General features: G+C 63.9%; 20 protein-coding genes. 10 read left to right on the plus strand and 10 right to left on the minus strand.

The window, feature by feature from the left end:
• Positions 1-16: 16 nt before the first annotated feature.
• The 3 genes from P5W98_RS31995 (at position 17) to P5W98_RS32005 (ending at position 3,674) form a co-directional block, all read left to right on the plus strand.
• Positions 17-1,375 carry an MFS transporter gene (locus P5W98_RS31995; RefSeq protein ID WP_421028437.1) on the plus strand — a complete coding sequence of 453 codons (1,359 nt, stop codon included), beginning with the start codon at positions 17-19 and terminating at the stop codon, positions 1,373-1,375.
• 321 nt (positions 1,376-1,696) lie between these two features.
• A complete protein-coding gene (gene argG / locus P5W98_RS32000) occupies positions 1,697-3,031 on the plus strand; it encodes an argininosuccinate synthase (RefSeq protein WP_421028438.1) in 1,335 nt (444 codons plus the stop codon).
• 220 nt (positions 3,032-3,251) lie between these two features.
• Entirely contained in the window at positions 3,252-3,674 is a 423-nt protein-coding gene (locus tag P5W98_RS32005) for a hypothetical protein (protein ID WP_421028439.1), read from the plus strand.
• Positions 3,675-3,714: 40 nt separating this feature from the next.
• Here P5W98_RS32005 and P5W98_RS32010 read toward each other — a convergent pair whose 3' ends face one another.
• Together P5W98_RS32010 and P5W98_RS32015 are read right to left on the minus strand one after the other, a co-directional pair.
• Positions 3,715-4,443, minus strand: coding sequence for an MBL fold metallo-hydrolase (locus P5W98_RS32010; protein ID WP_421028776.1), 729 nt, complete (start codon positions 4,441-4,443; stop codon positions 3,715-3,717).
• Positions 4,444-4,633: 190 nt separating this feature from the next.
• Positions 4,634-5,581 carry a pseudouridine-5'-phosphate glycosidase gene (locus P5W98_RS32015; protein WP_421028440.1) on the minus strand — a complete coding sequence of 316 codons (948 nt, stop codon included), beginning with the start codon at positions 5,579-5,581 and terminating at the stop codon, positions 4,634-4,636.
• 208 nt (positions 5,582-5,789) lie between these two features.
• Between P5W98_RS32015 and P5W98_RS32020 the strand changes: the two genes are divergently transcribed.
• The gene (locus tag P5W98_RS32020) at positions 5,790-6,851 is read left to right on the plus strand and encodes a methyltransferase (RefSeq protein ID WP_421028777.1); all 1,062 of its coding nucleotides are present in this window, start codon (positions 5,790-5,792) and stop codon (positions 6,849-6,851) included.
• Between the two features lie 28 nt (positions 6,852-6,879).
• On the opposite strand, the gene P5W98_RS32025 is transcribed toward P5W98_RS32020, so the two are convergent.
• Genes P5W98_RS32025 through P5W98_RS32035 form a run of 3 tightly spaced genes read right to left on the minus strand, consistent with a single transcriptional unit; the run spans position 6,880 to position 12,208 of the window.
• A complete protein-coding gene (locus tag P5W98_RS32025; protein WP_421028441.1) occupies positions 6,880-9,714 on the minus strand; it encodes an Hsp70 family protein in 2,835 nt (944 codons plus the stop codon).
• 26 nt (positions 9,715-9,740) lie between these two features.
• Positions 9,741-11,603, minus strand: a complete 1,863-nt coding sequence (locus P5W98_RS32030; RefSeq protein ID WP_421028442.1) for an Hsp70 family protein — start codon at positions 11,601-11,603, stop codon at positions 9,741-9,743.
• The gene (locus P5W98_RS32035) at positions 11,600-12,208 is read right to left on the minus strand and encodes a DUF2760 domain-containing protein (protein WP_421028443.1); all 609 of its coding nucleotides are present in this window, start codon (positions 12,206-12,208) and stop codon (positions 11,600-11,602) included. Before P5W98_RS32035 ends, P5W98_RS32030 begins: the two co-directional genes overlap by 4 nt.
• Before the next feature lie 574 nt (positions 12,209-12,782).
• Here P5W98_RS32035 and P5W98_RS32040 point away from each other — a divergent pair.
• The 6 genes from P5W98_RS32040 to P5W98_RS32065 all read left to right on the plus strand — a co-directional run bounded on the left by P5W98_RS32040 (position 12,783) and on the right by P5W98_RS32065 (position 16,731).
• The gene (locus tag P5W98_RS32040) at positions 12,783-13,322 is read left to right on the plus strand and encodes an aspartate carbamoyltransferase (RefSeq protein WP_421028444.1); all 540 of its coding nucleotides are present in this window, start codon (positions 12,783-12,785) and stop codon (positions 13,320-13,322) included.
• A gap of 24 nt (positions 13,323-13,346) precedes the next feature.
• Positions 13,347-13,991, plus strand: coding sequence for a Crp/Fnr family transcriptional regulator (locus P5W98_RS32045; RefSeq protein WP_421028445.1), 645 nt, complete (start codon positions 13,347-13,349; stop codon positions 13,989-13,991).
• A 290-nt stretch (positions 13,992-14,281) separates the two neighbouring features.
• Complete coding sequence (locus P5W98_RS32050) at positions 14,282-14,800, plus strand: Rrf2 family transcriptional regulator (RefSeq protein WP_421028446.1); 519 nt, start codon at positions 14,282-14,284, stop codon at positions 14,798-14,800.
• A gap of 186 nt (positions 14,801-14,986) precedes the next feature.
• Positions 14,987-15,526, plus strand: a complete 540-nt coding sequence (locus P5W98_RS32055) for a hemerythrin domain-containing protein (RefSeq protein ID WP_421028447.1) — start codon at positions 14,987-14,989, stop codon at positions 15,524-15,526.
• 39 nt (positions 15,527-15,565) lie between these two features.
• On the plus strand, positions 15,566-15,835 hold the full coding sequence (locus P5W98_RS32060; RefSeq protein ID WP_421028448.1) for a DUF2249 domain-containing protein: 270 nt from the start codon (positions 15,566-15,568) through the stop codon (positions 15,833-15,835).
• Positions 15,836-15,891: 56 nt separating this feature from the next.
• Positions 15,892-16,731, plus strand: coding sequence for a helix-turn-helix domain-containing protein (locus P5W98_RS32065; RefSeq protein WP_421028449.1), 840 nt, complete (start codon positions 15,892-15,894; stop codon positions 16,729-16,731).
• Between the two features lie 681 nt (positions 16,732-17,412).
• Here the strand turns inward: P5W98_RS32065 and P5W98_RS32070 are convergent.
• From P5W98_RS32070 to P5W98_RS32090, 5 genes are all read right to left on the minus strand, one after another.
• On the minus strand, positions 17,413-17,988 hold the full coding sequence (locus tag P5W98_RS32070; protein WP_421028451.1) for a hemerythrin domain-containing protein: 576 nt from the start codon (positions 17,986-17,988) through the stop codon (positions 17,413-17,415).
• Positions 17,972-18,325, minus strand: coding sequence for a carboxymuconolactone decarboxylase family protein (locus P5W98_RS32075; RefSeq protein WP_421028452.1), 354 nt, complete (start codon positions 18,323-18,325; stop codon positions 17,972-17,974). Before P5W98_RS32075 ends, P5W98_RS32070 begins: the two co-directional genes overlap by 17 nt.
• Positions 18,326-18,442: 117 nt before the next feature.
• Positions 18,443-18,655, minus strand: a complete 213-nt coding sequence (locus tag P5W98_RS32080) for a hypothetical protein (protein ID WP_421028453.1) — start codon at positions 18,653-18,655, stop codon at positions 18,443-18,445.
• 20 nt (positions 18,656-18,675) lie between these two features.
• On the minus strand, positions 18,676-19,059 hold the full coding sequence (locus tag P5W98_RS32085; protein ID WP_421028778.1) for a cupin domain-containing protein: 384 nt from the start codon (positions 19,057-19,059) through the stop codon (positions 18,676-18,678).
• A gap of 29 nt (positions 19,060-19,088) precedes the next feature.
• Positions 19,089-19,796 carry a succinate dehydrogenase/fumarate reductase iron-sulfur subunit gene (locus P5W98_RS32090; RefSeq protein ID WP_421028454.1) on the minus strand — a complete coding sequence of 236 codons (708 nt, stop codon included), beginning with the start codon at positions 19,794-19,796 and terminating at the stop codon, positions 19,089-19,091.
• Positions 19,797-20,125 lie beyond the last annotated feature (329 nt).

Consider the following 20,125-nt stretch of genomic DNA (forward strand, 5'->3'; position numbering starts at 1 on the left):
CTCAGGAGACAGCATCATGCAAGAAACCCATATCGCCCAGCCGCCCAAAACACACTGGTATGACGGCCTGAGCGCAACGCACTGGCGCGTGCTGCGAGGCGGCTTCCTCGGCTGGATCTTCGACGGTTTCGAAGCGCTCGCACTCGTGGTCGTGCTCGCGCCCATGCTCAAGTCGGTCCTGACGGCGCAGCAGGCGCATTCGCTGCCGGTCTTCGCGGGCACCGTGATCGGCATCACCTTGCTCGGCTGGGGCGTGGGGGGCCTCGTCGGCGGCATTCTCGCGGATTACGTCGGGCGCAAGCGCATGATGCTGTGGTCGGTGTTTCTCTATGCGCTGTTCTCCGGCCTCACCGCGTTTTCGAATACCTTCGTCGTGCTGTGCGCCTTGCGCTTTCTCACCGGGCTCGCGATGGGCAGTGAATGGAGCACCGGCGTGGCGCTGGTCTCCGAAACGTGGCCCGAGCATGCGCGTGCGAAGGGCGCCGGCTTCCTGCAATCCGGTTTTGGCTGGGGCACGCTGCTCGCCGCCGTGATCTGGTATGCGCTGTCTTCGACTCATCCGCTGGGGGCTGAAACCTGGCGCCTGATGTTCATCGTCGGTGCGCTGCCCGCGTTCTTCGTGCTCTATCTGCGCCGCGGCATGAACGAATCGGAGAAGTGGCAGCAGGCCGTCAAGGAAAAGCGCTGGAACGCCACCTCGGACGCGAGCGCGAGCTCGGCGGCGCGCGCCGGCAAAGCGGACAAGCGTCCGTTCACGCTCAAGCAACTGTTCACGGAGCGCGAAGCGCTGCGCCGCACGCTGCTGACGATGGTGCTCTCGATCGTCGCGACCACGGGCTGGTGGGCCATCTCGAGCTGGCTGCCGACCTTCACCGTCGGCCTCGCCAAGGCGACGGGCGCCGCCGATGCGCTCGCCTGGGGCTCGCGCATCTCGATCATCTACACGGCAGGCGCTATCGTTGCGTATCTCGCGTCGGGCTTCATGGTCGATGCGATGGGCCGGCGCGCGTTCCTGAGCATGACCTTCGTGGGCTCGCTGATCACCACGATCATCACGTACCACTTCACGGCGACGCTCGGTGGCATGCTGATCATCGCGCCGATCAACGGCTTCTTCACGCTCGGCTGTGCGTATGCATGGATGGCGATTTACCCCTGCGAACTGTTCACCTCGACCGTGCGCTCGACGGCGATCAGCTTCGTGTTCAACGCCGCGCGGTTGATCGCGTGGGTCTTCCCGATCGTCTCGGGCTCGATGATCAAGGCATTCGGCGGCGTCTCGCAGGCCGCGCTCATTATGAGTTCGTGCTACCTGCTGGGCATTGTCATTCCCTGGTTCCTGCCGGAAACACGCGGCAAAGGCATGCCGGAGTGAACCGGTGAGGCCGCGGTATGCGCATGGCCACACGGACGCCGGCTCGGCTGTTGCCGAGCCGGCGAAGGTTTTCAAGGCTATATGCCTGTCGTGTTGCGCGACAGGCTTGCAAGACGCGATCAGTAGCGGGTGGGTTTGTGGGGAGCGACCCTGCAAGAACGGCAACTCCTCGCCACCTCTCGCCAAACCCGCCAAAATTGGCCCCAAAATGCGCTTCAAAAGTCGCTGCCGGGCACGATTTCTACCGGAGCAGGGGTTCAGCCCTCGCGCTTCGGGTAAACTATGCGCCTGGTCAATGTCCTCCATTAACGGGTTTTGTCGATGAGTACGATTCTTGAAAGTGTTCCGGTTGGTCAAAAAGTAGGTATTGCGTTCTCGGGCGGCCTCGACACGAGCGCCGCGCTGCACTGGATGCGCAAGAAGGGCGCCGTGCCGTACGCCTATACCGCCAACCTTGGCCAGCCCGACGAGGACGACTACGATTCGATCCCGCGCCGCGCAACGGAGTACGGCGCCGAGGGCGCCCGCCTGATCGACTGCCGCGCGCAGCTCGTGGCCGAAGGCATCGCGGCGCTGCAAAGCAGCGCGTTCCACGTCTCGACGGGCGGCGTCACCTACTTCAACACCACGCCGCTCGGGCGCGCCGTGACGGGCACGATGCTCGTCGCCGCGATGAAGGAAGACGGCGTCAACATCTGGGGCGACGGCTCGACCTACAAGGGCAACGACATTGAGCGTTTCTACCGCTACGGCCTGCTCGTCAACCCGGATCTGAAGATCTACAAGCCGTGGCTCGACCAGCTGTTCATCGACGAGCTCGGCGGCCGCGCGGAAATGTCGGAATTCATGCAGCAGTCGGGCTTCGCGTACAAGATGTCGGCGGAGAAGGCTTACTCGACGGACTCGAACCTGCTCGGCGCGACGCATGAAGCCAAGGATCTGGAGAGCCTCGAGTCGGGCATCAAGATCGTGAACCCGATCATGGGCGTGGCGTTCTGGCGCGACGACGTCAAGGTCGACCGCGAGGAAGTCACGATCCGCTTCGAGGAAGGCCAGCCGGTTGCGCTGAACGGCAAGACCTTCCCGAATGCGGTCGAGCTGCTGCTCGAAGCGAACCGCATCGGCGGCCGTCATGGTCTGGGCATGAGCGACCAGATCGAGAACCGCATCATCGAGGCGAAGAGCCGCGGCATCTACGAAGCCCCGGGTATGGCGCTGCTGTATATCGCTTATGAGCGCCTCGTCACCGGCATTCATAACGAAGACACCATCGAGCAATATCGCGAGAATGGCCGCCGTCTGGGCCGCCTGCTGTACCAGGGCCGCTGGTTCGATCCGCAGGCGATCATGCTGCGCGAGACGGCACAGCGCTGGGTCGCGCGCGCGATCACGGGTGAAGTGACGCTCGAGCTGCGCCGTGGCAACGACTACTCGATCCTGAGCACGAAGTCGCCGAATCTCACGTATCAGCCTGAACGTCTGTCGATGGAGAAGGTGGCTTCGACGTTCTCGCCGCGCGATCGTATCGGTCAGCTGACGATGCGTAATCTCGACATTACCGATACGCGCGACAAGCTGCGTGTTTATGCGCAAGTCGGCCTGCTGACGCCGGGCGAGGCTTCGGCGCTGCCGCAGATCAAGGACGAGAAAAAGTAAGGGGGGCGGCCGGGTGGTTTCAGGCCGCTGCGTCGCTATGCTGTGAATCCCCGCGTTACCGGTCGGTCGATATGGACGGCTTGGGACGCGGGTTTTTTTTGGCGCTTCGCAGCCAGGCACTTGATGCACCAGATTTTTGGAGGATGATCCCGCAACCGCGTTTTTCCTTTAACTACGGCATGGTTTTTCTTGCGTCGCCGAGGTACGGCAGGAGGCTTGCATGACTGAAACATGGCAGTTCCAGATCCGCATTACCGTCGCGCCCGAACTGGCCGAGGCGTTGCGCACGCGCACCCAGCATCAAGAGCGCGATTTGCTTGAAGCGGTCTTGCATGAGCGCAACGCCTCGTTGAAGTGCCAGTACGATGCATTCGCCGAGTATGTCGAAGAAGCGGAGAAGGCGGGGCGGGACCGTTACCCTCTGTACCAGTGGACGAAGGATACGATCGATAGCCCCGAGAAAAAGGCGAAGTATCTGAGGTCGTTCACGGTGTACGTCCGAGGCGACGAGGTCTACGACAGGGAAACAGCCGCCTGGCTATACGAACGGCTATCTGCTCTCGCTGGCAAGGTAGGCATCGAAGCAGTGAGCCGGTTTGATACGAATCCGGCAAATAACCCGCAGCCGCCCGCGCGAAAGTGAGGCAGGCCCGTCGCACCGAAGCAATCCTTTCACATCGAGGCTAGCCGCGCTCGACGCTATCGGCGAGCGCGCGCAGCAAGGCTGCGCCATCGCCGCGCCAGGCACTGCCGTGCATGCAGGCGAGCGTGGTCGGCTGCAATGCCGCGAGGCGTTCCAGCATTGAGCGGGCGTTGGTGGTGTGCGAGAAGTAATCCATCTGATGACGGAAGGCCTCGCTCGGCTCGAAGATGTCACTCTCGACAAGCGGCGGGGGACGCGAGCCGCCTTGAGTAAACAAGTCGCCGCAGAGCAGCGTTGACGATGTGGTTTCCATGAGAAACCCGCATTCCCACGAGTGAGGTAGATGCGGCGTGTAAAGCCAGCGCACGCTGTGCTGCCCCAGCGAGATCGTCTCGTCATCATCGAGTGCGCGTGGCGGCCGGTCGGCAAAATCGCCAACCGAGACCATGGCCGCGATTTGACCGCATAGAGGCTCCGCACGCGGCGCGACGGCGAGAAATTCATTGAGTGCGCCGCATTCGTCGGATTCGAAATGCGAGAAGCCGATATGGCGCAAACGGTCTATTGGCATGATCCGCTCGACCGCTTCTCTCACGACTGGAAACAGTTTGCGCAGACCAGTATGAAATAGCAGCGGCTCGTCGTCGTCGATCAGGTACTGGTTGAAGGAGAATCCGCCGCCGGGGATCTCGGCCGGCGTGGAGATGCGATAGATGCGATTCGCAATCTCATCGATGGTCGTACCGCTAAAAAGGGATAGGGTCGCCATGGTGCGCTCCTTCAATCGATGTGCGCGGACTACCGAGGAATCTGCCGGCGTTGATTCGTCGCCAGACAGGTTTTCATTGCGAGCCGCCCGGCCGTGCCACAACCGCGCGCATCACGGCCATCTGCCACCGTGGCGGCCGCCGGTTGCCTGCTGGGGATTGGGCAAGCATGCGCATGGTCCTCTCGCCTTGCTACGCCTCACCGGCTCCACGCCGCGAGTGTGCCAACGCGAGCGCGAGCCGTGCGCCGACCTCTGCGTTGTGTTTGACGAGTGCGATGTTTGTCGCCAGACTGCGCCCGCCCGTCAGCGCCTTGATGCGGGCCAGTACGAAAGGGGTGACGGCCTTGCCGGTGATGCCTTGCGCCGCAGCCTCAGCAAGCGCCTGCCGGGTCAGGGCATCGATTTCTTCGGACGGCATCGCCGCTGCTTCCGGGACCGGTGTGCTCAACACCACGCCGCCCACAAGGCCCAGGTCCCACTTGGTGCGGATGAAGCGCGCCTGGTCCGCGGCGTCGTCCAGCCTGAAATCCGCGCGATAGCCGCTGTCCCGCGTATAAAACGCTGCGAAATTGTCCTGCTCGCAACTGAGCACGGGTACGCCGTGCGTTTCCAGATATTCCAGTGTGAGCCCGATATCGAGGATGGACTTCGCACCGGCACACACCACCGCCACCGAGGTCTTTGCCAACTCCTGAAGATCCGCGGAGATGTCAAAGGTTTCCTGCGCACCGCGATGCACGCCTCCTATGCCTCCGGTGACGAAAACCTCGATGCCGGCTAGGGCGGCGCATATCATCGTGCCCGCCACCGTCGTGGCGCCGAGACCGCCGCTGGCCAGCACGGCCGGCAGGTCGCGGCGGCTGACCTTATGCACCTGATCCGAGCTGCCGAGCAGTTCCAGTTCGTCTTCGCAAAGACCGATGCGGATTCGTCCGCCGATCAGCGCGATCGTCGCGGGCTCGGCGCCCAGATCACGGACCAACGCTTCGACTTCGCGCGCGGTGCGCACGTTCTCCGGATAGGGCATGCCGTGCGCGATGATGGTCGACTCCAGCGCGACCAGCGGGCGGCCGGCGGCCTTTGCAGCGGCTACGGTGGGGTTGAACGTCAACCAGGCGTGTGCGCGGTCTGCGGTCATGTCCTTGGGTCTTCGAGGAGTTTGAACTTGAGTATGCAGTATAGGACCGCTTCATAAGTCTGTTGAACTCGCACAAGGACACTTTCATCGTGGCCGACATGCCAGGTCTTTGGCTTCGCTTTGTACGGTAGCGCACATCGAGCAAATTTGGTCAGCCTACGATGTCGGCAGGCACTTCACCCCCCCCACATCGGTGCCGGGAGCAACCATGGCCAACACACCACACCAGGTTCCACAGGCGTCCGGGGCTGACGCCGCGAATCAGCGCGAGCCCTCGCCTGAACGGCTGCTCCAGGTGGGCATGGGATTCTGGGCGGCCAAGACGCTGCTGTCAGCGGTCGAACTGGGTGTGTTCACGCACCTTGCGCTCGCTCCTCGCGACGCCGCGGAACTTCGTGACGTAGTCGGACTGCATCCGCGCTCGGCCCACGATTTTTTCGATGCGCTGGTCGCGTTGAATTTTCTGGAGCGCGAGGACGGGAAATATCGCAATACACCAGACACCGCGTTGTTTCTGGACAAGGCGAAGCCCAGCTACGTGGGTGGATTGCTGGAAATGGCCAACGCCCGGCTGTATCCGTTTTGGGGCCTGCTGACGGAAGCGCTTCGCACCGGAAAGCCGCAGAACGAGGCCAAACACGGCGGCAACCCTTTCGATGCGATCTATCGAGACGAGTCGTCGCTACGCGGCTTCCTTCAGGCGATGACGGGGATCAGTCTGGGTGCAGCCAGGGCGATGGCGCAGAAATTCCCGTGGCAAAACTACGGCACATTCATCGACATTGGCGCGGCGCAAGGCGCCTTGCCCGTGGAGATCGCACTTGCGCATCCGCACTTGCACGGCGGCGGTTTCGACCTGCCGGTGGTGGGCCCGGTGTTTGAGGACTACGTGGCCTCGCACGGCCTGCACGAGCGGCTGCACTTTCATTCGGGCGACTTCTTCAAAGATCCGTGCCCCTCGGCGGACGTGCTGGTGATGGGGCACATCCTTCACGACTGGGACCTCGAGCAGAAGATGGCGCTCCTCGCGAAGTGCCGCGCGGCGCTGCCTCCCGGAGGTTGCCTGATCGTCTACGACGCGTTGATCGACGATGAGCGCAGGCAGAATGCATTCGGCCTGCTGATGAGCTTGAACATGCTGATCGAGACGCCGGGCGGTTTCGACTATACCGGTGCGCAGTGTTGTGCATGGATGAGGGAGGCCGGCTTCTCCCAGGTGCGCGTCGAGCCGCTCGCCGGCCCGGATTCGATGGTGATCGGAACCAGATAAAAGCGTCCGGAATTCCGCCACGAACCGCTCACTCCACCATCAACTTCAAGCCCGCCGGCAACGCTTCGCCAAATACCCGTCCCGTATCGGCGCTGTCGAGCGTCACGACCTCGCGCACCATCTGGATCCACGTGGCCGGCGCATTCGCGCCTTCGAGCCGCTTGAGAACCGCTTCGCGCACAGCAGGCTCCAGATCGCGCGACCGGTCCCCCGTCATGCGCGCAATCTGCGCCGCGGCGAACATGGCCGGCTCGACCTTCTTCCAGTCGAGCGCGAGAATCGCGTCGAGCCAGCGCGTAGCCACCTCGGGTGCTACAACCCCATGCGCACTGCCATAAAAAGGCAAGCGAGCACCAATGCGCCCCACGGCCCACCAACTCTGATGATTCTCCGCAGGCTTCTGCAAGCGCGCCAACAGCTGCTCGCCGATCTCGATCTTTCGCTCCGCGCCAATGCGCTCCAGCGATGCATAAAGCCGCACCATATCTGCATGCCCGAGCTTCGCGGGATCGAATGGAAGCTTGTGCTTCTTCGAGCTCGCCGCTTCCTCGAGCCAGCGCATCGCTTCGAGCACCTGCTCCTGCGCAGCTTCGTCGAGGCCGCCTGCCGTGCGCCGCCATAGCGTCCACCACTCGGACCAGACCTGGCCTTCATTGACGTGCTGTATGCCGTCGTCGAAGAGCGTCCAGAGTTGTTCGACGCGCCACTCGTCAAGCGGATAACCGAAGCCAGGGCGCACGCAAAAACCCGCAAGGTTCAGCCACAGCCGCTCATGATCGGGCGAACGGCGTCGGCGCGCCGCGCGCTCCCACAGCGCGCCGAATAGCTCGCGCAGCAGGGGGCCGTCCCAGTTCTGTCTCGGCCCGAGGCAGTGTTCGAGTTGCGCGCGCAGGCGCTTCACTTCCTTGTGATCGACCTTCGCCGACTTCGGGCCAAAGACCCGGTCGATCAAGGCAATCGCTTCATCGAGCCCGGCGTGGCGCGCGCTCTGGTCCGCCGCGGCGCCCGAGGCTTCGTCGCGGCGCAGCTGGAATTCGAGCAGCCAGCGTTGCGCGTCGTTGTCGGTGGCGATGCAGCGCACTTCCAGCGTGCCCACTTCGGTCAGTTGCGCAGTGAGCCTGACTGGCCGTTCTTGTTCCGCGTGGCCGCCGGGTGCGCCCCTGGTTTCCTGGCGTTGCACCACCGTGGAGAGCGGCGGCAAGCGCACGAAGTCCGCCGACGAAACATCGGCGATTTCGCCGGGCCGCCAGGCCGTGTCCGCGACCGTCGAGACCAGATGGAATTGCACCGGATGGCCCAGGCGCAGCGCGAACACGCGCTCGTCGAGGCGCACCTCGTGGCCTTCCTCGGTGCCGCGCGGCAACAGGCAGACGCCGCGTGCTTTCGCGTTGTCATCGTCGGCGCGCTTGCCGTTTGCTTCGTCCAGCACGAGAAAGTAGCTGCGCGGCGAGCCGCCGCCGATGCGCGGCGCGCGCCCCGCGCGGGCCAGCGCGAAGGCGACCGCGCCGCGCGCGACCGCCACGTCGGGCTGGTCGTTTTGCAGCACGGTGAGCGGCTGCTCGCGCCACGCGCCCAGCGTTTCGCGCAGCCGCGAGGAAAGCGCTTTCGCGCGGAACACGCCGCCATTGAGCAGCAGCGTGTCGGGTACAGGCAAGGGCGCGGGCAGGGCGGTTTCCCCGCTTCCCGCATCGCCGAGCGCCTCGCGCGACTGCGCGGCGAAGCGGTGCAGGAACGCCGCGATATGGCGCGTGATCGCCGCGTCGGCGGCATAGGGCAGGCCGAATTCGACGATGGCCGCTCGCGAGCGGCGCGGCAGGTCGTCGGGGCCGCCTGCGGGGAAGAAGCCATCCACGACGATGCGTTCGGCTTCGTCGCGCGCAAGCTGGGTCGTGCGCGCGCCGCCGATCAGCCGCGAGCCCGCGCCGAGCAGCGTCACGCCAACGGCCTCGGGCGCGGCTTCGCCCAGCAATTGTTCTTTGGCGACGCGGCACCGCTCCACGAGTTGCGAGAGGCTTGCGGCGCTCAGACGCGCGTTCTCGCCCGCGAGCCGGCTTTCGGCTAGATGGGCGAGCGCGAGGTCCATGTTGTCGCCGCCCAGCATCAGGTGGTTGCCCACGCCAATGCGGCTCAGTTGCGGCTCGCCGTTTTCGACGTGGACCTTGATGAGCGTGAAGTCGGTCGTGCCGCCGCCCACATCGCACACCAGCACGAGGCGCGTCTGCGCGAGCTCGGTCTGCAGCGTTTCGCGATGATGGAACAGCCAGTCGTAGAACGCGGCCTGCGGTTCTTCGAGCAGACGCAGCGCGGGCAGTTGCGCGCGCCGCGCGGCTTCGAGCGTGAGCGCGCGTGCGCCGTCGTCGAACGAGGCGGGCACGGTGAGCACCACGTCCTGCTGTTCGAGCGGCGCGTGCGGGAAACGGTGGTTCCACGCTGCGCGCACGTGCGCGAGGTAGCTCGCGCTCGCGTCGACAGGCGAGACCTTGCCGACGTCGTCGGGCGCCCCCCACGGCAGGATCGGCGCGAGCCGGTCCACTGAAGCGTGCGAGAGCCAGCTTTTCGCACTGGCGACGAGCCGGCCCGGCACCTGCGCGCCGAGCGTGCGCGCCAGGCGGCCGATGACCGGCACAGTTGCTGTGGAATCCGAAGCATCGGGCGTGGGCCACGGCAATTGTTGCGCACCGGGCGCGAGTTCGCCCGGCGCCGGGTGATAGCGCGTCGAGGGCAGGAGCGGCTGCGCGCCCACTTCGCCGGGCGCGGTGAGCTGCTCGATATCGAAGACGCGGATCTCGTCCGCGCCTGCCTCTGCGTAGGCAACGACCGTGTTGCTCGTGCCGAGGTCGATGCCTACGACGTATCGCTTCATGGAGCTCAAGAGAGGGTTGGCCGGAGTCAGGCGCTCGCGCCGCCGCGCACGTCGAACTCGACCTTCCAGCGCTCGCTGCTGCCGCTCGGCACGGCTTCGAGTTCCAGCGTGCCGGCTTCGGTCACGCGCGCGTGCAGCTTGACGGGCACGACTTCGCCGGGCGTGCGGCCATCTGCGGGCAGCGTGGCCTGGATTTCTTCGAGCTCTTGCAGTTCTTCCGGCGACCAGTAGTCGAGCAGGGTGCCCACTTGATCCTGGCGGCGCACCGATGAGCCGAAGAAGCGGAAGTGCACCGGCTCGCCCACAACGAGGCCGAACTCTTGCGACGGCAGCGCGGCGTCCGTGCCTTCCTCCATGCCGAACGGCGCGACGCACAGCGCCGAGACTGGCGGCTCGAGCCCGGGCACCGCCGGCATGGCCGATTCGATCGCCACGTAGTACGCGCGCGCCGTGCCGCCGCGAATGCGCACGCCCTTGCCGCGCTTCACATAGCCGTAGTACGCCGCGCCGCGCGCCACGGCGAGGTCGAGGTCGGCGCCGCCCAAGAGGCGTGCCGCGGCCGCGCCTTCGGCGGCGAGCCAGCCGTTGAGAATGTCGAGCACGCGCCCGGCGAGCAGCGGCGACTTGAACACGCCGCCGTTGAACAGCACGGCCGTGGGGTGCAGGAAGCTGGCGCCTCCATCGATTCCGGCCTGATCGGCCGATTGCGCAAACCCTTCGAGTTCCGCGAGCGCGCCCACCTGGCGGCCGAGGAACGCCGCGAGATGGCGCGTCACGCCCGCGTCCTGCGCGTAGGGCAGCCCAAGCTGCGTGAGGCCGGCGCGGGCGCGCGTGACGGGCCGCGCTGCCGCGTCCACTTGCGGGAAGAACCCTTCGAGGATGATCTGCGTGAGTTCGGTGCGTGTGAGCTCGGTGCGGATCGAGCCGCCGATCAGCTTCGAGCCGCGGCTCGGCACGACGAGCGGCACGGTCTCCACGCTCGGGTCGGAGAGCAGCGTCTCCTTGGCCGAGCGGCACGCGTAGGTGAGCGCGCGCAGTTGCCACGGATCGGCCTGGGTGCCTTGCGCCGCGAGCTTGCGCGCGACCACGTGGGCGAGCGCGAGATCCATGTTGTCGCCGCCGAGCAGGATGTGCTCGCCCACCGCCACGCGGTGCAGTTCCAGATTGCCTTCGCGCTCGACCACGGCGATCAGCGAGAGGTCGGTCGTGCCGCCGCCGACGTCCACCACGAGGATCACGTCGCCGACCTTCACTTCCTTGCGCCACGCGCCGCCGCTCTTCTGAATCCAGCTATAGAGCGCGGCCTGGGGTTCTTCCAGCAGCGTCATGCGCGCGTAGCCGGCGGCCTGCGCGGCCTCGGCCGTGAGTTCGCGCGCGGCCGGGTCGAACGAGGCCGGAATCGTGACGGTGATGTCCTGCTCCGCGAACGGGGCTTCGGGGTGCGCGTGGTCCCATGCCTCGCGCAGGTGCGTGAGGTAGCGAATCGAGCTTTCGAGCGGCGAGACGCGCGCGACTTCGGGCGGCGCGTCGTTGGGCAGGATCGCGGCGCGGCGGTCCACGCCGGGATGGCAGAGCCAGCTCTTGGCGCTCGACACGAGACGGATGGGCGTGCCGGCGCCGCGGCTGCGCGCCATCTCACCCACGGCGTATTCGCGCGTGGTGGTCCAGGGCAGCGTGAGGTCGCCCGGCGTCAGTTCGCCCGCGTTGGGCAAGTAGAGGAACGAGGGCAGCAGCTCGGGCGACTCGATCGCGCCGGGCGCGGTCAATTGCGTGACAGGCAGCACGCCCTGAGTGGCCTTTTCGCCATCGCTGCCGGCGAGATCGACGTACGAGAGCGCGCAATGCGTGGTGCCGAGGTCGACGCCGATGGAATAACGCGGATCGCTCACAGTTCCACCTCTGCCGGTGCGAGGACCTTGGCGTCGTTCGACTTCACGAGCTTGGGCAGCTTGACGTCTTCGACGCGCCAGCCGCGGTGGCTGATCGTGCCGTGGTACGGCGCCGCGCCCACCACGTTGCCGGTCAGGCGAATGGCGGTAGCGTCGAAGCCTTCGGCGACGGTCACGCGGCTGCCCTCGGCTTCCGTGCGCACCGGGCGGATCGTGAAGTGCTCGCGCAGCGTGGCGCGGCAGCCTTCGTGCACGAGGCGCGCCGCAGCGCCGATGTCGGCGTCGCCATAGTTGGCGATGTCTTCCTCGACGAAGTCCACGAAGCGCGCGTTGCGCTGGAGCAGGCCGAGCAGTTGCAGCGCCGACTGCGGGCTGGCTTCCTCGATGGCGGCCACGGGCGCGGGAGCGGGCTTGGCGACGGGCGCGGCGGCCGGAGCCGGAGCTGCGGCTTGCGGTGCGGGGGCGGGCGCAGGCGTGGATACCGGCGTCTCGCCGTCGCGCAGGCGGCGCACGCCGGCGGCCAGTTCGGCATTGCCGAGAATGGCAAAAAACGATCCGAAGGCAAGCGAGAGCCTGCCCGCGAAAGAAATCTTGGGTTCGGTCATCAAAACAACTCCAGTGGGCTCGCCGGTCTGGGCGAGCGGTCCGGCCGGCTTCGCGTCGAGGTGTTCACAGTACCTCTTCGGGACGTCCATCGTGTGACGGCGGGGGCTGTTCAGGCCCCACAGGCGGCAGCCGGCAGGAAAAACATGAGCCCTGCATGGGATCAAACGTGGGCTCAAAACCCGTATTTTGCCTTGTCGCGGGCGCGAGACGGGTATTTTGGCCGTTCGGGGGAGGGAATTAGCGGTTCCGCAGGCCGTTGGCCGCGCATTTGCGGCTGCCGGAACGCGACCGGCGGTGTACCTGGAGCGTCGATATCGGCTTGACTGCGGGACTTGCCTACTTACTCCCGTTAGCTCCGCCATCTTGCCGCGAAAGACTATGACGCAAGCTGAGACGCCATGGAGGGTAAGTCATGCAGGGCGCCGGTTACGGGGCTAGCGTGCGGGGTGCTTCGCCGCTCGTCGCGGTTGCAAAAAACCGGCTCTGCGCGCACCTGGCAGATATGATTCCAGTCATAGTTAACTGGCGACAGGGCGCGCTACACTGCACGCGCATTGATGACCGGGGACATCCATGGCACGCATCGCCTCCGTTTTCCTGCTTGCCGCGTCCGTCGCGGCAGCAGTCGCCTGTTCTTCCGCCGTTGCCGACGCGACAGCGAGGCAGAAAGACGTTGCCGAACGGGGACATGACGTTATGCCGTTTTCCCTCACGGCGACCACCCACATCTTTACGAAGACCGCGGACGGTGGCATCCAGCAGGTCGTAACCACGCGAAACGATCCCGGACAGGCCACGTTAATCCGCCAGCATCTCGCGATGATCGCGCAACAGTTTGCCGCCGGCGACTTCGAAGGCCCGGAGCATATCCATGGGAAAGACATGCCGGGTCTGGCTACCCTTCGCGCCGCGAAGCCGGGCGAGTTGACGATCACTTACCGCGACCTGCCAAAAGGCGGCGAAATTGCCTATCGGAGCGCTCAGCCCGCGCTGGTTATCGCGCTGCACCAGTGGTTCGAAGCACAATTGTCCGACCATGGTCACGATGCGATGGCAGGACACCGCCCGGACATGATGCATCACCATGCGGCTGGTACAGGGACTTCCAGGTGATGCCAACGCGCTAAAGAAGCCCCCATGGTCACGTCCGATTCGAACGCAGCCCCGTGCGGGACCAGTCTCCCGTCTTCCTGGCCCGAAACCCTGCGTCTGGCCGCAAAGCCAAGACACTACGACGCCAGCGCGACCGTCTTCCATCGCGGACAGTCGGTGCAGGCCGTCTATCAGGTTCTTTCGGGGCGTTTGTTGCTGAGGCGTGACGAAGCCGGCGGTGAGTCCATTACGTTACAGACTGCCGAACCGGGCGACTTCGTGGCCGAAGCAAGCCTCTTCAGTGCGCGGTACCACTGCGATGGCGTGTGCCCGGTGGCCAGTCAATTGCTCGTTCTACCTAAAGAAGCGGTACTGGCATCTCTGCGGGCCGATTCGACCTTTGCGATCGACTGGATCCGTCTGCTGTCGCAGCAATTGATGCAATCGCGTGCACGCGCAGAGCGCCTTACCCTCCGATCACCGCGCGAGCGCATCCTGCAGTGCCTGCGGCTCGAAGCCGACGCGCGGGGCACATTCACGCTGCCCGGGACCCTCATGCAATGGGCGCGCATGCTCGGCATGGCACACGAGACCCTCTATCGCACGCTGGCCCAGCTCGAGCGAGAAGGTCTTGTCGAACGTGACGGCCCCCGTTTCGCCTTGTGTGGATCAACTCGTAAGGATAGCTAATCTACTCGATCTGAATCAATGGCGCCCGGCATAGCTCATCACCACGGCGCCATCCAGCGCGACGATGTCAATTTGTCGCACCACGAGAAGTGTTGCCCGCCGGGAGCTGAAGCGACAGGCAGGTTGCTGAAATTATCGGGTACCACAGTTGATTTGTTATGCGAACCAATCTTACGACGGCATTGTAAATTCGGAATAAATGATGTACCGTGAATGCATGTTAATTGCCGGTCCGCGTTGAACGGCCGCGCACCCGGGTCCAGCCAGACCGCCTCAGGCAAGGAGTTGCCATGCATCTCACCGTCTACACCGATTACACGCTTCGAGTGATGATGTACCTTGCTCTGAAGCATCCGGATGGTGGCGTCGCGACGATCGACGAGATTGCGGGGGCTTACGGGATTTCGCGCAATCACCTGACGAAAATCATCCACGAACTCAGTCAGGTCGGTCTCATCGAGACGGCGCGCGGGCGGGCCGGTGGCGCCCGTTTGGCGCGCGCGCCCGGGAAGATTTCGGTGGGGGAAATCGTGCGCGTGGCCGAGAAGGATTTCTCCGTGGTGCGTTGCCACGACATGAGCGTCGCGCACGACTGCGCGATTTTTCCAGCCTGCAATCTCAGGCGCAGGCTGTACAGGGCGGTCGATGCCTTTCTCCATGAACTCGACACCATGACGTTGCAGGAGGCCATTGTTGCGCCCGCCGTTGCGGCTTCCGTTCTGGGCGTGACCGGCGGTCGCGAACGGGTACCGGTGGCCGTGTCGAGACCGCACGGTGGCACGAGGCACAGGGCAGGAGTCCAGTCATGAAAACACATCTCCCGCATCGTTTTTCTTTCGGGTCACCTGCATTGGAGTGGCCCGTACTGAGACTCGGACTCCGACCGTTTTATCTCTGCAGCGCGATGTGCTCGCTACGCTGGTCTGGCCTGGCGCGCGGCAAGGCGTGTCGAATCGACGGCAAGGCGGGCTGACACGAAACGATGTGAGCACACAATGAAGTCCAACAGTTTACTTACCAAAGCCGCACCGTCTTTCGACGAACCCGTTGAAATGCTGAAGGCGTGTCATGAACGCATTGCAGCGCAGTGCGCGACACTCGGGAAGCTTGCTGCATACCTGCCTTCGCACGGCGCGGATACGCAGGCGCAGCAGGCAGCCAGAAACATCATGCGTTATTTCGACATCGCAGGGCCGCATCATCATGCCGACGAGGAACAGGATCTCTTTCCGGTGTTGATCGAGGCTAGTGCGCGCCTGCACTCACCAGTGGGTGAGCGAATCGCATCCCTGCTTGACGAGCATCGGATTCTGGAGGCGTCGTGGGCGCAATTGCGCACAGTATTGGCCGACATCGCCGAAGGGAGAACAAGGCTGCTCGAACCGGTCCTGGTGTCCGACTTTGTCGACGCTTACCGCAGCCACATCGCGCTTGAGGAACGTGAGATTTTCCCGTTTGCTCAAGCATGTCTCGATCGACAGCAATTGGCGAGGCTAAGCGCCAACATGGTGGCACGCCGCACCATTACGCCTTAGTGACGCACACGATCAACCACCTTTTCAGAAGAAACCGCCATGCAAGATCCAGCTGAGGTCTTTCCGATTCTTTCCGAACCGCACGCCTTCGACGCCCGCGGCGTCGCCAGACGTTTCCGTCACGCTGCCCTTTTCGGCGCGCTCAATGCACTGGAGCCCGGCGAGGTGATGCGTTTTGTCAACGACCATGACCCGCTGCCGCTTCTCGCACAGATCAGGCAGCACTTCGGGTCGCGCGTGGGCATCGGATATGTTGCTCGCGAGCCGGGCAACATCGTGATCGACTTCACGGTGAAGACTCCGGATTGAAATGCGGGCCCGATGCGGTTATGCGTTTAGCTGGATATTCATGAGCAGAGGGAAGCATGTTCACCACAACCTTAACCGGGAGAAGCGCCCCTTCGGTTCCTGTTCGCGAGTTGCCCGTGCAGCCAGGCGACCAGCGGGCACGAATGATGAATGTCGGCTGCAAAACCTGCGCAATGGCGGGACTGTGCACCCATAGCCGCATTGACACGTCCACCCACGAGCGGATCAACGATGCTGTCCAGTGCGTGCGCATCGTCCATCGCGGCCACGCGTTGTACCGCCCGGGCGACGCGTTCCGGAGCATCTATGCGATCCGCACAGGGTCGTTCAAGACTGTGGTCATGCATCGCGAAGGGCATGAGCAGGTCACGGGTTTTGGCATCGTTGGAGATACGCTTGGCATCGATGGCATTGCCAATGGCAGGCATAGCTGCGAGGCGGTCGCGCTGGAAGACAGCTCGGTATGCGTGATGCCGTTCGATCTGCTCGAAGTGCTGTGCCGGGAAGTGAGCGCAATTCAGCATCATGTGCACCAGATGCTGGGTGCCGAGATCGTGCGTGAGTCCACACTCATGATGCTGCTCGGCACCATGACAGCGGAGGAGCGGGTGGCCTTCTTTTTTGCCGACCTGTCGCGGCGCTGGCAGGCGCGCGGCTATTCCGCCGCTGAATTTACGCTGAAGATGACACGCGAGGAAATGGGCTGCTACCTCGGGTTGAAGCTTGAAACGGTCAGCCGGACAGTAACGAAATTGCAGCGGCGCCGGCTGATTCATGCGTGTGGCAAGGATCTCCGGATTCTTGATATCGACGGGTTGCGAGAGTTGGCGGCGGACGTTGCCCCGGCTCCCTTCCGGGGTCAACCGCAGCAGCAGGCATATGGACTGCGTGCCTGAGGCTCGTTTATCAGAGCGTCGGACTGGAGGACATGGATGAACACGTTACACGAAGTCGAAAGCCTTGCATCCCGACAGGTCGACCATAGCGGAGACCCGGGCGTGAGGCACGCACGGCCTTCGAGCCGCACCACATCAGAAAGCATGGCGGCACCCGCTTGCGCCACGAATTTCCCGATGTTGACGCCGCACGAGATCGCCACGCTCATGCTCGTCGCCCATACCCCCGGGCAGGTCAGCATCGAGCGGCCCGACCTGCTGCCCTTGTTGACCGGCGATCTGGTCAGCATCGACAGGTGCCCCAGGTGCCGGGGCAAACCTCAGGTGACGCCGTTGGGCGAGCATCTCGTTGTCCGGCTTTGCAGGGGCGACGCAGCAGGCATCGAAAATCGCGTCTTGAATCCTTTAGCCCGGTTCAGGCCATCATTGAGGCACGTTATGCAAACTCTTCCTGACACCATACGCACGGACCATTCGTGCGCAGATCACCTCGAAGCCCTGATTGACGAGGCGGGGGCGGAAAGCTTCCCGGCAAGCGATCCTCCCGCCGTCCATCCGGACTCCTGGCGCGTCACGACCCGTGCGGCCCCCAGGGTCACGCCGGCAGGAACCCCGGTATAGATCAAGTGCTGAAGGCGGGGGCACCAGCTTGGCGGCCTCCCGTTTGCCCGTCCGGAGGCGTTACGCGTCGTCCTCCGGGCATCCGCAATCCGCTTCGGTCGCGATCACGCGGTGCAGTTGCACAAAGCGCTCATGGACCGGCGTCTGGAAAAGCGGGTCGGCCAACCGATCGGGGCTTGCCCGCGCAATTGAAGACCAGTCGCCGGAATCCAGATGACGCGTCGCGATGGGGAACATCGTGAGTTCCTCAACGGCCATGTTATGGCGCAGCCGCTCCGCGTACAGCCGGACACGGAACTCGAGGAGTTCTGCGGACATATTTTCATCACGTACCATCGATTCGAGGTCCTGAATCAGTTCGTGGCCCTGAAGCGCCAGCGTCGCGTGCTGTGCCGACAGCTCGCTTGCCAGCTCCCGGGCCAACGCCTTCTTCTCGAGCAGCTTGCCGATAATGCGGTCCTCCAGCGCGTGGTGGTTCACGTCAGGAAACCGTGTCAGGTAATACAGGGCATCCACGAGCAGCGCGCTGTTCGCCGCTGCCCGCGCGTCGCGGAGCATCGATTGACGCTCGAGGAGGCGCACGAGTCGCTCAAGACGCCGGTGCTCGGCGATCAGGCTGTCAATGATGCTCGTCATGGCGGGCCTGGCGCGACTGCGCCTCTTCCTTCATTACGTCGAGCGCCAGCACCGAATGTGCGTAAGCCGCGCCTGCACGCATTTCGGCCGCGACCCAGATCGCCTCCATGATTTCGTTATCTGATGCCCCAGCCTTCAGCGCCTCCTTCGTATGCCCCCGTATGCAGTAAGGACATTGGGTGACGTGCGCGACGGCCACCGCGATCAGTTGTTTCGTTTTTGCCGGTAGTGCGCCATCGGCAAAGACGCTGCTGCTGAAAGCCCTGAACGCCGTGATCGCTTCGGGAGCAAGTTCCCGGCGTCGTCTGGCTATTTCCGGGCCTGGTTGCGGATACATTGAATTTTCCATCATTCACCTTCTGCAAAAACGTGGACGTTCGAGGTCGACATCGTCGTGCTGGACGTGCCGGGCGCTGACCGCCGCCAGGAACTGAGGTTCCGGCGGGCGCGGCCGTCATGACGGCCGGGGTGCGGAACCCGTTTGTAACCATCGCTTGAACTCCAGATACGCGACGATGAAGCGATGCCGGTAGGGATGGGCGTGCGCGAAATGTCCTTTGTTGAGGATCGCACGACGGTAGATGTACATCGTGCGGCGCACCCACTCGGTGGCCTCAGGCAACCCGTCACGTTCAATGAGAAACTCAATGCGCGCCCGCTCGCTCATTCTGGCCTCGCTGTCCTCTTTCAGGCCTGGCTTGTCGCGTTTCCCTGCTGATCGTCCGCTGGGGTCGCCTGGTGAGCATGCGGAAGGTAAAGGGTCACGAGCACTGAGCCGCTTTCTACGGCCTCGAGCCAATGGGGTTCCCCGGGCAACAGGAACAACAAATCTCCGCTGCGCATCACCTGTGTTCCCGCGCCGGTGCCGAACTTGACGACGCCTTCCAGGCACTGCACGGTGATTTCACCGGGCGCCCGGTGCTCGGGGATATGCTTGCCCGCCGGAAGCACGAGTCGAACGACTTCCATGTGCTCCGAGCGCATGAGGGTGACAGATTTCGAAACTCGCAGTGCATCGCCGAGGGGGTGAACGTCGATCAGTTCGCCCTGTGACGCCCGTGGCATCGCCATAATCGCCTCGCTATGTTGTTTTGCAGTATTCAAATTGTCCGGCGCGCAAGCATGGTGCGGATCTCGCCGATCGCTCTGGCCGGATTCAGGCCCTTTGGGCAGACGTCCGTGCAGTTCAGTATCGTCCGGCAACGGAAGAGGCGGTACGGATCGTCAAGATTGTCGAGTCGCTCGCCGGTGGCTTCATCGCGGGAATCCACCAGAAAGCGATAGGCCTGCAGGAGGCCGGCAGGCCCGACATATTTGTCCGGATTCCACCAGTACGAGGGACACGCGCTGGAGCAGCACGAGCACAAAATGCACTCGTAGAGACCATCGAGTTGATCGCGTTCCTCGGGCGTCTGGCGCCTTTCCCGCTCGGGTGGGGGCGTATCGTTGATCAGCCAGGGCTTGACTGAGTGGTACTGCTTGAAGAACGCAGTCATGTCAACGATCAGGTCGCGGACGACCGGCAGCCCGGGCAACGGCCGCAGGACCGTGTGGCGGGGGATGTCGTTGAGGTTGGTGATGCAGGCGAGCCCATTCTTGCGATTGATGTTCATCGCGTCCGAGCCGCACACGCCCTCGCGGCACGAGCGCCGGAAGCTCAGCGTCTCGTCCTGTGCTTTCAGGCGGACCAGCACGTCAAGCAACATCCTGTCATTCGGAGTCACCTCTACCTCGTACGTTTGCATGTACGGGGTAGCATCCTTGTCTGGATCGTAGCGGAAAATTTCGAAGGTTCTTGTGTCACTCACAACATTCCTCCTTCTGTATAGGTCGCGTGTCCGGCGCGCGACACTCCCCACGTTGATCCACTCCTTGACATCGTGGGGCTAGCCGAATCCCGGGGTCACGGCCCGTATCGTATTTATATCACAACGTGATAGAGTCGGCTCGGCGCATTCGGCCTGAAGTGGCGATAGCAAGTAGATCGTCCGGTGACTGATTTGTCGGGGGCGTTTCCCGGTAGCGTGTACGACGGAAAACGGGAGCAGGAGCAGAGACTGAGGAGCGGCGGCGATAACCAGGGTGAGGACGGGTCCCGGGTGTTTCTTTCATATGCGAAGACGGATTGGCACAAGGC

The organism is Paraburkholderia sp. A1BS-2L (assembly GCF_051125205.1).
In the GTDB taxonomy this organism is placed as follows: domain Bacteria; phylum Pseudomonadota; class Gammaproteobacteria; order Burkholderiales; family Burkholderiaceae; genus Paraburkholderia.